Origin of the sequence: Arthrobacter sp. USHLN218, from assembly GCF_037144715.1 — a bacterium.
Lineage (GTDB): Bacteria > Actinomycetota > Actinomycetes > Actinomycetales > Micrococcaceae > Crystallibacter.
In genome coordinates this window covers 668,282-680,697 of record NZ_JBBCYT010000001.1, presented here as the reverse complement: position 1 = coordinate 680,697, position 12,416 = coordinate 668,282, and the positions used below count along the sequence as shown (strand labels likewise).

13 protein-coding genes and 1 riboswitch are annotated in these 12,416 nt (G+C 68.5%); of the genes, 7 read left to right on the top strand and 6 right to left on the bottom strand.

The annotated features are described in order from the left end of the window. Positions 1–36 precede the first annotated feature (36 nt). A complete protein-coding gene (locus WFH44_RS02950) occupies positions 37–273 on the top strand; it encodes an RNA-binding S4 domain-containing protein (RefSeq protein WP_262104071.1) in 237 nt (78 codons plus the stop codon). Here the strand turns inward: WFH44_RS02950 and WFH44_RS02945 are convergent. Then, positions 270–1,133 (bottom strand): helix-turn-helix domain-containing protein, encoded by an 864-nt coding sequence (locus WFH44_RS02945; protein WP_336711596.1) that lies wholly within the window; start codon positions 1,131–1,133, stop codon positions 270–272. The two genes, WFH44_RS02950 and WFH44_RS02945, sit on opposite strands and share 4 nt — an antisense overlap. A 73-nt stretch (positions 1,134–1,206) precedes the next feature. Between WFH44_RS02945 and WFH44_RS02940 the strand changes: the two genes are divergently transcribed. After that, positions 1,207–1,803: a TIGR03086 family metal-binding protein gene (locus tag WFH44_RS02940; RefSeq protein WP_336711594.1), complete on the top strand. Its 597-nt coding sequence runs from the start codon at positions 1,207–1,209 to the stop codon at positions 1,801–1,803. 47 nt (positions 1,804–1,850) lie between these two features. Here the strand turns inward: WFH44_RS02940 and WFH44_RS02935 are convergent, their stop codons facing one another. Both WFH44_RS02935 and WFH44_RS02930 read right to left on the bottom strand, forming a co-directional pair. Next, entirely contained in the window at positions 1,851–2,501 is a 651-nt protein-coding gene (locus tag WFH44_RS02935) for an alpha/beta hydrolase (protein ID WP_336711593.1), read from the bottom strand. A 76-nt stretch (positions 2,502–2,577) separates the two neighbouring features. Then, positions 2,578–3,639 carry an alpha/beta hydrolase gene (locus WFH44_RS02930; RefSeq protein WP_336711592.1) on the bottom strand — a complete coding sequence of 354 codons (1,062 nt, stop codon included), beginning with the start codon at positions 3,637–3,639 and terminating at the stop codon, positions 2,578–2,580. 152 nt (positions 3,640–3,791) lie between these two features. On the opposite strand from WFH44_RS02930, the gene WFH44_RS02925 reads away from it, so the two are divergent. Both WFH44_RS02925 and WFH44_RS02920 read left to right on the top strand, forming a co-directional pair. Beyond that, positions 3,792–4,646, top strand: a complete 855-nt coding sequence (locus tag WFH44_RS02925; protein ID WP_442892853.1) for an SGNH/GDSL hydrolase family protein — start codon at positions 3,792–3,794, stop codon at positions 4,644–4,646. 6 nt (positions 4,647–4,652) lie between these two features. After that, entirely contained in the window at positions 4,653–5,840 is a 1,188-nt protein-coding gene (locus WFH44_RS02920) for a winged helix DNA-binding domain-containing protein (RefSeq protein ID WP_336711591.1), read from the top strand. 38 nt (positions 5,841–5,878) lie between these two features. Here WFH44_RS02920 and metX read toward each other — a convergent pair whose 3' ends face one another. Together metX and WFH44_RS02910 are read right to left on the bottom strand one after the other, a co-directional pair. After that, on the bottom strand, positions 5,879–7,006 hold the full coding sequence (gene metX / locus WFH44_RS02915; RefSeq protein WP_336711590.1) for a homoserine O-acetyltransferase MetX: 1,128 nt from the start codon (positions 7,004–7,006) through the stop codon (positions 5,879–5,881). A 34-nt stretch (positions 7,007–7,040) separates the two neighbouring features. Then, positions 7,041–8,360 carry a bifunctional o-acetylhomoserine/o-acetylserine sulfhydrylase gene (locus tag WFH44_RS02910; RefSeq protein ID WP_336711589.1) on the bottom strand — a complete coding sequence of 440 codons (1,320 nt, stop codon included), beginning with the start codon at positions 8,358–8,360 and terminating at the stop codon, positions 7,041–7,043. A 68-nt stretch (positions 8,361–8,428) separates the two neighbouring features. After that, positions 8,429–8,543, bottom strand: a riboswitch (SAM riboswitch). 110 nt (positions 8,544–8,653) lie between these two features. On the opposite strand from WFH44_RS02910, the gene WFH44_RS02905 reads away from it, so the two are divergent. Then, positions 8,654–9,295: a VOC family protein gene (locus WFH44_RS02905; protein ID WP_336711588.1), complete on the top strand. Its 642-nt coding sequence runs from the start codon at positions 8,654–8,656 to the stop codon at positions 9,293–9,295. 272 nt (positions 9,296–9,567) lie between these two features. Next, on the top strand, positions 9,568–10,572 hold the full coding sequence (locus WFH44_RS02900) for a hypothetical protein (RefSeq protein WP_336711587.1): 1,005 nt from the start codon (positions 9,568–9,570) through the stop codon (positions 10,570–10,572). 194 nt (positions 10,573–10,766) lie between these two features. Here WFH44_RS02900 and WFH44_RS02895 read toward each other — a convergent pair whose 3' ends face one another. After that, positions 10,767–11,546 (bottom strand): CPBP family intramembrane glutamic endopeptidase, encoded by a 780-nt coding sequence (locus WFH44_RS02895; protein ID WP_336711585.1) that lies wholly within the window; start codon positions 11,544–11,546, stop codon positions 10,767–10,769. Between the two features lie 268 nt (positions 11,547–11,814). Here WFH44_RS02895 and WFH44_RS02890 point away from each other — a divergent pair, with 268 nt between their 5' ends. After that, positions 11,815–12,414 (top strand): TIGR03086 family metal-binding protein, encoded by a 600-nt coding sequence (locus WFH44_RS02890; protein ID WP_336711583.1) that lies wholly within the window; start codon positions 11,815–11,817, stop codon positions 12,412–12,414. Positions 12,415–12,416 lie beyond the last annotated feature (2 nt).

Sequence of the window (12,416 nt, the reverse complement as noted above, 5' to 3'; positions counted from 1 at the left end):
GCTCCCCGGCGGCGCCCGACACGGCATGATGGAACCATGGCTGCCGACGATATTGACGGAATTGAAGATGTCCACATCCGCGACGAGATGATCCGCCTGGGCCAGCTGCTGAAGCTGGCCAACCTGGCCGAGGACGGCTTGCAGGCCAAGGAGTTCATCGAGGACGCCCAGGTCCAGGTGAACGGCGAGACCGAGACCCGCCGCGGCCGGCAGCTGCACCCCGGGGACACGGTGAGCTTCGGCGGGCGCACGGTGCGCGTCGCCCGCGGCTAGAAGGGCATCTGCTGCCGCGCGCAGTAGGCCGCCGGTGATTCCCCGATGGTCCTGGTGAAGTCCCTCGTCAGGTGGGCCTGGTCGGAGTACCCGAGACGCTGGGCCAGCCCGGCCCAGTCGACGGCCGTCCCGTCCCGGGCTTCCTCGAGAGCATCGAGCAGGCGGTACCTGCGGATCACCCACATGGGCGGCACGCCGGCGTAGCTCAGGAACGCCCTCTGCAGGGTGCGGACCGTCACTCCGGCCAGCGAAGCAAGGTGCTCGACGCGGACGATGGTTCGGCACCGCTCGGCCGCCGCGGCCACCCCCGCGACCTCGCGCGCGAGGTCGATCCGGCGGCGCGGACGGGACTCAAGCGCGGCCATCATCGCCTCACAGAGCAGCTGCCCGCCGTCGGCCAGGCCGGCCTCGGCGACCCGCCGGGCCACCTCGGGCCCGTCGAGGCCAAGCAGCCCGGACGGGGCGGCAACACGGTCGTTGATGGCGCTGACATCGTCGACCCACGCGCCGAAACCACCCGTCGTCGTCCTGATGGCAAGGTTCCACCCGCTGCTGCGCAGGATGCGTGTCGTCAACCCGGTGGACACGCCGTTGATAACCATGCGGACCTGGTGCGGTCCTTCGGGCGGCGCGTCACCGGCCGGCGGCGCGTTGCCGATGCTGATGTTGACGGCCGGATGCGGAAGGACGTCCTGGCGCCTTGTGGTTCCGTCGGGCAGTTCCCAGGCCACGGACCACAGGAATGCGGCCAAGCCTGCCAGCGGTTCCGGCGGGTCGCTGCGCACGAAGTCGACATGCCGCATCATCTCGCGCGGGGACAGGATTCCGCGCGTGTCGGCTGGAATCGGACGATGCGCCACAGCGACACAGTAGCAAGGGAAACTGTCGCGGATCTTCAATCCCCGGCGGCGGGCCGGTTCCTAGCCTTGATCCATGGAAACCCACGATTACCTCATCTCGACCGTGTCCCGGCTGGCCGACGTCCTCGGCCGCATCCCGGCGGCGGCGGACCACGATCCGACGCCCTGCACCGACTTCGACGTCGCCGGGCTGCGCGGCCATGTCGTCGGCTGGCTGAGTGCGTTCACCGCCGGCTTCGAAGATCCGGACGGTCGGTGTTCGGATCCGGCCGACACCGCCGTGGCCGGCAACGGCGCAGCCCACGTGCGGAAACTGTCCCGCCGGCTGGAGCAGGCCCTGCCCGATGCGGCGGAGCGCCCGCTGTTCATCGGTGCCGACGCCATGCCCGGCCCGATGGCCCTGAGCATGATCCTGTGGGAATACCAGGTGCACGGCTGGGACCTGGCCCGGGCCACGGACCAGGACTGGCAGCCTGAAACCGGCGGCCTGGAGCAGTCCTTGGCCTTCGCGCCGTCCATGCTGACGCCGGATTTCCAGGGCGAGGGCAAGACCTTCGGACCAAGGATCGATGTCGGGAGCGAAGCTTCGCCGCTGCACAAGCTGCTGGGCCTGTCCGGACGCCGCCCTGACTGGCCTGCTGCAGCGGATTCCCGCAAGGCCGGTCAATAACGACGGCGAGGGGACGGTTTGTACCGTCCCCTCGCGTTGGCGCGCGGCTACTTGGCGTTGAGCACCTTGTAGGTCAGGAACTCCTTGACGTGAGCCAGTTCCTGGGCATTGATGCCGTGGCCGATGCCGGCGTAGAGCACCTTGGTCAGGTTGACGTTTTCGTTGAGCCAGGCGTGGGTGTACTCGATCTTGTCCGGCGTGATGACCTGATCCGCCTGGTCGCGGCCCCAGAACACGGCGGGCTTGAGCGACTTAACCGCTTCGTCCTGGAAGAAGACATCGCCGTCGGCCGGGATCACGAAGCCGGACAGCCCGACGACGGCGGCGATCTCGTCCGGCCGGTGGCGCATGACGGAGGTGGCCACGGCCATACCCATGGAGAAGCCGAGGACCGAGACGCTGGAATGCTGGTCCTTGACGGAGTCCAGCCAGCTCCACACGTCCGCCACGGCGCTGGTCACCTTGTCCACGGAGAAGTCGGGCTCATGCATCAGCGGGAACCAGCTGAAGCCCGGGCCCAGCGCCACCGGCGCGCGGACGGCGGCGACGGTAAACTCTTCGGGAAGGCCGGGAACCAGGCCCATGAGGTCCTCTTCGTTGGAGAGGTAGCCGTGGAAGAGCACGAGCAGCGGCGTGCCTGCGCGCTCGGCCTCCGGCTTGGACCAGACAACGACGGGCTTGTAAGTAGTTTCGGTCATGCCGCCATCATCCCACACGACTACTTGAAGCTTCAAGTTAGCCTCGCCGGGTTGCCCCGGCCTTTCGCGGCGGCACTCAGCTTGACCCCGAGGCCGCTTCGATGTGCGCGGTCAGCTCGGCCTGGAATTCGGCCGGGTACTCAAGGTGCGGGGAATGCCCGCAGTTGGGCAGCACCACCTCCCGGGAAGTGCCGCCGGCGGCCGCGTACTCCTCAAGCAGCGCACGGGTCTGGGCGACCATCGGCTGGGGCGGGGCCACGTCTTCGCCGGGCCAGCCCGGAATGATGCCGGCCTTGCCCAGCTGGTTGGCATCGAAGAACGACGCGTCCGAGACAATGGCATCCGAGTCGCCGCGGATCCAGAGGATGGGCGGCTTCACCGCCAGTCCGGCGAGCGCGCCGACATTGAAATACCCGGGCGCCATCGCGTTCGCGATGCCCCGCTTGCCGGCGGCGAAGCCGGGCCAGTTGTCCGACGGCACCGAGTCGCCCGGGTAATGGTCGTCGCCGGTGCGGGTGCTGAGCATCGATTCCACCCAGATGTCCTCGAGCGGGGAGCTGAAGCCGGCGTGGACGTAGGCGGAGCGGTAGACGCTCAGTGGCGACGTTGGCGCCTCGGCGCTCCGGTCGCCGGCCCGCAGCCGCGCCACAAAATCCGGGTTCACTCCCCCGCCGCCGCACCCGGCATCGTCCTCGGTGAGCCGCCGGCCCTCGGGGCCGGCCGTGCCGCCGAAGCCGTAGGGCGGAACCGGGGCCTGCAGCGTGAGCGAGCGCACCGGGTGCTCCAGCGCATACTGCATCACGACTCCACCGCCCATGCTCCAGCCGACCAAGTGCACCCCCGCCAGCCCCAGGACATCGAGCGTGGCGGCGAGATCATCGCTGAAGTCGCCGAGCCCCCGCGTGGCATCCACGGGTGCCGGGTCGGTCTCCCCGAACCCGCGCAGGTCGACCGCGATGACCCGGTAATCCGCCGGCAGGCGGAGCATCAGCTCCTGCCAGAAGAGCGCTGACGAGATGTTGCCGTGGACCAGGACCACCGGGATGCCCCCGGGACTATCCCCCTGCCGCTCCAGCACGTTGACGGTCAGCCGGTCCGTGGGCAGTCGGCGGGCAGTGATGCCGTCCAGCAGCGTCATGGTTCCTCCCGAGGGGTCCGCGGCGACCGCCGTTGGCCGCCATGGACCCCAACATTAGCGCCGCCACAGCCCCGCGCGCCAGCACTTTCTGAAAGCCGATTCAGGTTTTTGGCCAACCGTTTCGGTGGCGAAGTCGGCGGCCGGGAGAGACCATGGTGCTTGTGACCAACCTGAGCCGTGCCGAAGCGTTATCGTCTCCCGACTCCGCTCCCGACCACCCGTGGAGCCGCTTCGTCGCGATCGGCGATTCCTTCACCGAGGGCATCGGCGATCCCGACCCTGGGAGCCCCGGCGGCCACCGCGGCTGGGCGGACCGGGTGGCAGAAGAACTCAGCCGTGGCCACGCCGACTTCGCCTACGCCAACCTGGCCATCCGCGGCCGGCTGCTGCAGCAGATCATCGACGAGCAGTTGCAGCCGGCGCTGGACCTGTCGCCTGACCTGATTTCCATCTGTGCCGGCGGCAACGACGTCATCCGGCGCAGCGGCGACCCGGATGCGCTGGCCGAGAAGATGGACGTCGCCATTGCCAAGCTGGCCGACTCGGGGGCCACGATCGTGCTCTTCACTGCCCCGGACATCGGCGACACGCCCGTCATTGGCAGCGTCCGCGGCAAGGCCGCCATCTACAACGAGAACCTGCGCACCGTGGCCGCCCGGCACGACGCGGTTATCGCCGATATGTGGGCGCTGCGCCAGCTCAAGGATGCGCGGATGTGGGCGCCGGACCGGCTGCATTTCTCCCCGCTGGGCCACCACACGGTGGCTGCGATGGTGCTCGACGCCCTGAATGTCCGGCACACGCTGCACCCCGAGACACCAAAACCGCTGCCGCCGAAGCACTGGCGGACGGCCAGGGCCGAGGACCTGGTCTGGGCTCGGCAGCATCTGGTCCCGTGGGTGCTGCGCAGGCTGCGGCACCGGTCCTCCGGCGACGGCATTTCGCCCAAACGTCCGACGGCGGGCCCCATTTTCGGTCCGGGCATGCCGCCGGGCGCGGCGGAGTAGCGCCGGATGCCGGGCACTCTGACTTCCGCTGCGATTCCGCGCCGGCGGCTGCTGGCCCAGCGGCTCTGGGGCCCCGGAGCCGCCGACGCACCCGCCGCGGTGAAGGCCCTGCTGGCCGTCCAGGCCCAGGAGTACGCGTATGCGCGCTGGTCCCTGGCCCAGCGGTGCGCCGGTCCCGGGAAGGACGACGCCGGGGCCGTCGACTCGGCCATCGAGGACGGAACCATCCTGCGCACCCATGTGCTTCGACCGACCTGGCACTTCGTGCACCGAGGGGACCTGCGCTGGCTGATGATGCTTTCCGCCCCGCGGCTGCGCGCCGGCAACAAGTCGCGGGACGGCCAGCTGGGGATCGAGGCCGAAACGGTGCGCCGCAGCAACGAGGTGGTTGGCGCCGTCGTCGCGGGCGGCCGGCACGCGACCCGGGAGGGCCTCGCCGGCGCCTTGGAACGGGCCGGACTACTGCCGGACACCGGAGAGAAACTCATGGGCTCCCCGCTGCGCAACCAGCGGCTGGCCCATCTGGTCTACCACGCGGAGCTGGACGAGGTGCTGGTCAGCGGCGTGCCCCGGCCGGCCTCCGGCGGCACCGTGCGGCAGACCTATGCCGCCTTCGACGAGCGCGTGCCCCGGCTGCCCTGCGGCTTCGACCGGGACGCGGCGCTCGCGATGCTGGTCCGCCGCTACTTTTCCGGCCACGGCCCGGCCACCGTCAAGGACTGCGCACTGTGGTCCGGCCTGACGCAGGCGGACGTCCGGCGCGGACTCGCGGTTGCGGCAAGCTGCACCGACGGTGCCGCCGCTGTTGAGTCGGCCGCGATCGACGGCCACGAATTCCTCTGGTGCGACGGCGGCGGACCACCCGCGCGGAGTCCGCGCAGCCCGCGGGTGGACCTGATCCAGTGCTACGACGAGTACGTCATGGGCTACACCCCGACCCGCAGCTATCTCGGCGGCGCCGCTCCGGCCCCGGCCAACGCCAAGGTGCCCAGCCACGTGGTGCTTTTGGACGGGCGCATGATCGGGAACTGGCAGCACGCGCTCAAGCCGGGCGCCGCCGTCGTCACTCTCCTGCTGCACCGGACGCTGGAGGATGGCGAAGAGCAGGCGCTGCACAGCGCGCTGGAACGCTACCGGACGTTCCTCGCCAGGCCGCTGAGTGCGGACATCTCCGTGCGCGCCGCCCCAAGGTAGCGGCCGCCGCAGCCGGCGCTGCCGGCGGTGGCGCGAACCTAGGCGCGCGGGAAGAAGCTGGCGGTGAGCTCGTCGTGCAGCTGGTGGATGTCCGTCAGGAAGCCGTCGTGGCCGGTCGGCACCTGGATCATGTGGACCTTCACGGGGTTGGGCAGGGCTGCGGCGAGCTGCCGCGACTGCTCCGGGAAGTACAGCCGGTCCGAGTCGACGGCGGCGACCAGGAACTCAGTGTCCGCACCCGCCAGGGCCTCGGCCACCGAGCCGCGTCCGCGCGCCACGTCGTGGCTCATCAGGGCCTCGGTCATGTGGATGTAGCTGTTGGCGTCGAAACGGTCCGCCAGCTTGCTGGCCTGGTGGTCCAGGTAGCTTTCCACCGCGTAGCGGCCGCGGCCTGCGGCGGTGACGCTGCCGAAGGGCTCCTCGGTGCCCTGGGCGTTGCGGCCGAAGCGGTACTCGAACTCCGGCTCGGAGCGGTAGTTGATGTGCGCGATCCGGCGGGCAATGCCGAGGCCGTCCACCGGGGCCTGGCCCTCGTAGTAGTCGCCGTCGTTGAAGTTCGGGTCGAGCCGGATGGCCAGGACCTGCGCCTGGGCGAAGGCGATCTGCTCGGCCGTGCTGGCGGCGCCGCAGGCAATCACGGCGCAGCGGGCTGTGCGCTCGGGGTAGGTCGCGGCCCATTCGAGCGCGCGTGCCCCGCCCATGGAGCCGCCGAGGACGGCGTGCCAGCGGCAGATGCCCAGCAGGTCCGCCAGACGGGCTTCGGCATGGACCGAATCGCGGATGGTGACCATCGGGAAGCGGGAGCCCCAGGGACGCCCGTCGGGAGCCGGCGAGGCCGGACCGGTGGATCCGTAGCAGCCGCCAACCATGTTGGCGGCCACCACGAAGTACTTGTCCGTATCGATGGTGGCCCCGGGGCCCACCAGCGGATCCCACCAGCCCGGCTCGTCGGAATCTCCACGGGCAACATGCGTGCTGCCGGTCAGGGCATGCTGGATGAGCACGGCATTGGAGGCATCCTCGTTCAAGGTGCCCCAGGTCTCATAGCCGAGGACGACCTCCGGCAGGTAGCCGCCGGTCTCGAATTCCAGGGCTCCGATGGACGCGTGGCGCAAGATGCCGTCCGCTGCCGTGTTCAGCAATTCCTGTGGTTGCAGTGTTGTCAAAGTGATGCCTGTGGTTCCTTCATCTCAAAGCGCCTTAGGCTGCGCCCTTGGCCGCGCGGAAACCGGCTTCCAGGTCCGCGATGATGTCGTCGATGTGTTCAATGCCGACGGCGAGCCGGACGAGGCCCGGGGTGACGCCGGCGGCGACCTGGGCCTCCGGCGACAGCTGAGCGTGCGTGGTCGACGCCGGGTGGATCACCAGCGAGCGTACGTCGCCGACGTTGGCCACATGCGAGTGGAGTTCCAGTCCGTCGACGAAGCGCTTGCCGGCCTCGAGCCCGCCGGAGATCTCGAAGGCGATGATGGCCCCGGTCCCCTTCGGTCCGTACTTGCGGCCGCGCTCGTACCACGGGCTGGAAGGCAACCCCGCGTACGCAACGGACTCGACGGCGTCGTTCTTTTCCAGCCACTGCGCCACCTGCTGCGCGTTGGAAACGTGCCGCTCCACGCGCAGGCTCAGGGTCTCGAGGCCCTGGGCGATGAGGAAGGCGTTGAACGGCGCCACGGAGGAGCCCAGGTCGCGCAGCAGCTGGACGCGGGCCTTGAGGATGTAGGCCAGGTTCGCGCCGAGCGCGCCGCCGACGCCCAGGTCGCGGGCGAAGACCAGGCCGTTGTAGCTCTCGTCCGGGGTGTTGAAGCCCGGGAACCTTTCCGGATCCTTGGCGAAGTCGAAGTTCCCCGAGTCCACGACGACGCCGGCGATGGCGCTGCCGTGGCCGCCCAGGTACTTGGTGGCGGAGTGCACGACGATGTCCGCGCCCCATTCGATCGGGCGGATCAGGTACGGGGTGGCCAAGGTGTTGTCGACGATCAGCGGCACGCCGGCCTCGTGCGCGACGGCGCTGACGCCCTCGATGTCCAGGACATCCTGGCGCGGGTTCGCGACGACTTCGCCGAAGAACGCCTTGGTGTTCGGCTGCACGGCTGCGCGCCACTGGTCCAGGTTGTCCGGGTCCTCCACGAAGGTCACCTGGATACCGAACTTCGGCAGCGTGTTCTGGAGCAGGTTGTAGGTGCCGCCATAGAGGCTCGGGCTCGCGACGATGTGGTCCCCGGCCTCGGCCAGGTTCAGGATGGAGAACGTGGACGCGGCCTGCCCCGAGGAAAGCAGGAGCGCGCCGACGCCGCCTTCGAGGCTGGCGATGCGGGTTTCGACCGCTTCCTGCGTCGGGTTGCCGATCCGGGTGTAGATGGGCGCCAGCTCCTGCAGCGCGAAGCGGTCCGCCGCGCTGTCGGTGCTGGGGAAGACGAACGATGTGGTCTGGTAGATCGGCAGCGCCCGGGCTCCGGTTGCCGCATCCGGCTCCTGGCCGGCGTGGATCTGTCGGGTTTCGAATGACCAGTTGTTGGACATAACTGCAACTCCCTCGCTGATATGAAGGGGTCAGCACTGCGGCCGCCGATGGCGTGGCTGCAGGTTGCGACCCGCGCTTGCTTCGCGCCTGGTGGCGGAAACCAGGTCTTCACCCGGGGCACCCCACCGCGGTTGGAGGGTTGCCGGCCAGCAAGCCGGGGCTCGATGCTGGCGCTCATGACCTGTATCAAGGTTCGGCGAAGGCCTTCGGATCGGCAAGTATGTGACGGTGTATGAATGTCTGTTAGGACACCCTAAGTCGAGAGGCAGATCACAAAATGTCAAGATGAGTTATGCGTTTCGACCACGTTTCCTATGCATGTGAACCCGATGGCCTGGCTGCCACCACCGAGCGAATTGCCTCGGCCCTGGGCATCGAGGCAGTCAAGGGCGGGGTGCACCCCCGCTTTGGTACCCGGAACATGATTTTCCCCCTGACGGACCACCACTATCTCGAGGTCGTCGAGGTCCTGGCCCACCCGGCGTCGGACAAGGCACCCTTTGGACAAGCGGTGCGCGCCCGGTCCGAGGCCGGCGGCGGCTGGATGGGCTGGTGCGTCGAAGTTGACGATCTGACGCCCTTCGAGGAGCGGCTGGGCCGCAATGCTGTCCCGGGCAACCGTAAGTTCCCGGACGGCCGCGAGCTGTCCTGGCAGCAGATCGGCATCAAGGGCCTGATCGCGGACCCGCAGGTGCCGTACATGCTGCGCTGGGACGAGGGCACCGAAGACCTGCACCCCTCCAAGGCTTACGAGGCGACCGCCAAGCTGATCGGCCTGACGATCGCCGGCTCGTCGGCCCGCGTGGCGGACTGGCTGGGCACGCCGGTGGACGCGCTCCTGGACGATGTCAAGGTCGCTTGGACGGCGCCGAACGGCACGCCGGGCATCATGTCCGTGCGGTTCGAGACGCCCAACGGCATCGTCGAGCTCTGATTCCCGGCGCCCCGCGCCCTTTGTTCACCTGCCGCTTCATCAGTTCGCGGTTCTGCTGTATTCGATTTTGCTGCGTTCTGGAAATTCGCCGGGGATTCGATCCATCGGCGTAATTCCGGAACGCAGCATTTTCGTTCTCCCGTCCTCCACATGCCAGCCAGCACCACCGTTATTCACCGGCGTTGGTTCTATCCCAAGAGGGGCGCTGGTTCTATCCACATAGGACGGGTGCCTGATCCCCGCCGACGGGCCGTGCAGTCCACGATCAAAGCATGGCTTCTCCACTGATCTTCGCCCACGACTACGATCACTCCGGGGTCGGACGGCACCACTTGGCCACCCAGGCCAGAGCCGGGACCTTGACCCGCATCCGCAAGGGTGTCTACGTTTCCTCAGAGGTCTGGCGACAACTGGCTTGGTGGGAGCAGTACAGGTTCCATATCGAGGCTGCTGTCGGCAAAGGGCGGAGCGAACGAGTCCTTGCGTGCCAGTCCGCGGCCGCTATTTGGGGCATGCCCGTCATCGGAAGGAGCCCCGAAGTTGTCCTGCTGGCTTCTTTGGGCCAGCACGGACAGCGGCGAGCAGGCATGCATTGGATCGCGTCGGAAATCCTCGAACCGCTCCAATCCCTGGATGGTTTAACGGTGACCTCGCGGGCACAGACGGCGGTGGATGTCGCGGCGCGGCTCCCGTTTGAACAGGCGGTTCCCGCCATGGATCATGTCCTGCGGCGGGATAAGGACCGGGGGCTGCCCGCGCTGGACAAGGACCAGCTGCATGCACTCGCAGAGCGCCTTGCCACGAAGACGAAGGCAGCCCGCGCACACCGGATCATCGATTTCGGAGATCCACAGTCGGGATCCGTGGGAGAGTCGCTCTCACGGGCGCAGATGTACCTCTTCAACCTTCCTGCCCCGATACTGCAGCACCCCTTCTACGCCGCCGACGGCAGCCTTTTGGGTGTTACCGATTTCTTTTGGAAAGAGGCAAGGGTTGCCGGGGAATTCGACGGCTCTGTCAAGTACTCACGCGGCGAGTATCTGAAGGGACGCTCCCCTGCTGAAGCAGTCGAGAAGGAGAAGGCCCGAGAGGACAGGATTCGCGCGGAAAACGTCACGTTCGTCAGGTGGACTTGGCAGGCCGCAATGAATCCCGAGTGCGAGCATCCCCGCGGCCTGGTGCAGCTTCTCCGAGCCGCGGGGCTTCGACAGGATCGGTGGAACCACAGTTGGCCGGGTGTAGGAGCGCCCCGAGCAGGCCGGACCGACCGCGCCTGATTCCGCTGCGAATTGGAAATCCACCGCCGGTCTGAAGCATGAGCAGAATTCCAAATCGCAGCGAAATGGGTGGGCTAGCAGAACGGGGGGGCTGGGCCGGGGGCTGGGTGGGGGTGGAGCGGGGGCGGGCTGGGTGGGTGTGCGGTGCGGGGTCGGCGGGCTGGGTGGTGTGCGGTGCGGGGTCGGCGGGCTGGTCAGGTGCCGATGCCGATGGCGGGTCCGAGGAGGGCGTAGCCGACGAAGCCTGCGATGTCGAGGAGGGCATGGGCGACGACGAGCGGCATAACGCGGCTGGTCCGGGTGTAGGCGTATCCGAAGATGAGGCCCATCAGGAAGTTGCCGATGCCGGGCCCGATCCCCTGGTAGAGGTGGTAGCTGCCACGGATCGCCGCGCTGGTGAGGATCACTGTCCAGGTTCCCCAGCCGAGCTTGGCCAGCCGGTCGAACAGGTAGCCGACCATGACGACTTCCTCCAGGACGGCGTGGCGGAGGGCGGAGAGGATGAGCACGGGAACCGTCCACCAGTACTGGTCGAGGGCAGCCGGGACCACCGCCGTCGTAATTCCCAGGGCCCGGCCCGCAGCGTAGACGCCCAGGGTGCCGGCGCCGATCAGGGCGGCCAGGCCGAAGCCGAGGCCGAAGTCGATGCCCGGCCGGGAAAAGGTGAAGCCGATCTTCCGGAAGGCTGACTTGCCGGGCGAGGTCATCAGGAGCACCACCAGCGCCACCGGCATGAGGGCGAAGAAGATGCCGAGCAACTGGTAGAGCAGGTCGAAGAACTCGCGCTCGTTGAGAACCGGGTTCAGGGACGTGGTCTGCGAGGCCAGCGGGCCGCGGGTCATTTTGTCGGCCAGGTTCACAATGGAGTAGACGGCGGACTGGCCCAGCGATAGACCGAGCACGATCAGGATCTCGTACCTGTAGTACTTGCGGGTGCGGGGCATCGCCTCGGTTGTCACGGTCTCGCTCTGCATGGGTCTATCTTGCCAAGCCGCCGGCCGTGGGGCATGCTCGCGGAGATCCGTTCGGGCGCCCGGGCGGAACAGTCGGGCGGGAACGCGCTCGTTCCGCTCACGGGCCGGGCGTTGAGGCACTCGCGGCGATCCGTTCGGGCGCCCGGGCGGAACGGGCACCCGGGAACGGCGAACTTGTTCCGCCCACGGGCCGGGCGGAGGCACTTGCGGCCCGCGTGGCCCGCGGCCACACTGGAGCAACGGCACGAGCGTCCAGGGAGGCCCCGACATGATCGACCTAGTTCCTGCAGCGCGCGAGGTTGCCATGTTGGCCGTCGGCATCCAGGACCGGCAGCTGCGCGCCGCGACGCCATGCGAAGGGAAGACCGTCGGGGACCTGCTGGACCATTTCATGGGACTCACCGTCGCCTTCCGCGACGCGGCGACGAAGGCCTCCCTGGAAGCCGGCTACGATGACGAACTGCAGGGGACGCCTACGGAAATGTGGGGTCTTGCCGAGCGGCTGGATCCGGATTGGCGCCGGCTGCTGCCGCTGCGGCTGGATGAGCTGACGACGGCATGGGCCGATCCTGCATCGTGGGAGGGCATGGCGCGGGCCGGCGGCGTCACCTTGCCCGCAAATGTGATGGGGCTGGTCGCCCTGGACGAGCTGGTCCTCCACGGGTGGGATCTCTCCCGCGGCACGGACCAGCCGTTCAGCTGCGATCCGGTCAGCCTGAAGGCGGTCCACGGTTTCGCCCTGCAGGCGGCGGAGGATCCGGCCGCCAGGGAGGGCCTCTTCGCGCCGGTGATCGAGGTGCCGGAGGATGCCCGGCTGCTGGACCGCACCTTGGGCCTGGCAGGCCGCGACCCGGATTGGACCCCGTAGGC

Bases quoted from the DNA above. Each gene is read 5' to 3' on its own strand.
- WFH44_RS02950 (WP_262104071.1), top strand. From the start codon at position 37: ATGGCTGCCGACGATATTGACGGAATTGAAGATGTCCACATCCGCGAC.
- WFH44_RS02940 (WP_336711594.1), top strand. From the start codon at position 1,207: ATGGAAACCCACGATTACCTCATCTCGACCGTGTCCCGGCTGGCCGAC.
- WFH44_RS02935 (WP_336711593.1), bottom strand. From the start codon at position 2,501: ATGACCGAAACTACTTACAAGCCCGTCGTTGTCTGGTCCAAGCCGGAG.
- WFH44_RS02930 (WP_336711592.1), bottom strand. From the start codon at position 3,639: ATGACGCTGCTGGACGGCATCACTGCCCGCCGACTGCCCACGGACCGG.
- WFH44_RS02925 (WP_442892853.1), top strand. From the start codon at position 3,792: ATGGTGCTTGTGACCAACCTGAGCCGTGCCGAAGCGTTATCGTCTCCC.
- WFH44_RS02920 (WP_336711591.1), top strand. From the start codon at position 4,653: ATGCCGGGCACTCTGACTTCCGCTGCGATTCCGCGCCGGCGGCTGCTG.
- WFH44_RS02910 (WP_336711589.1), bottom strand. From the start codon at position 8,360: ATGTCCAACAACTGGTCATTCGAAACCCGACAGATCCACGCCGGCCAG.
- WFH44_RS02905 (WP_336711588.1), top strand. From the start codon at position 8,654: ATGCGTTTCGACCACGTTTCCTATGCATGTGAACCCGATGGCCTGGCT.
- WFH44_RS02900 (WP_336711587.1), top strand. From the start codon at position 9,568: ATGGCTTCTCCACTGATCTTCGCCCACGACTACGATCACTCCGGGGTC.
- WFH44_RS02895 (WP_336711585.1), bottom strand. From the start codon at position 11,546: ATGCAGAGCGAGACCGTGACAACCGAGGCGATGCCCCGCACCCGCAAG.
- WFH44_RS02890 (WP_336711583.1), top strand. From the start codon at position 11,815: ATGATCGACCTAGTTCCTGCAGCGCGCGAGGTTGCCATGTTGGCCGTC.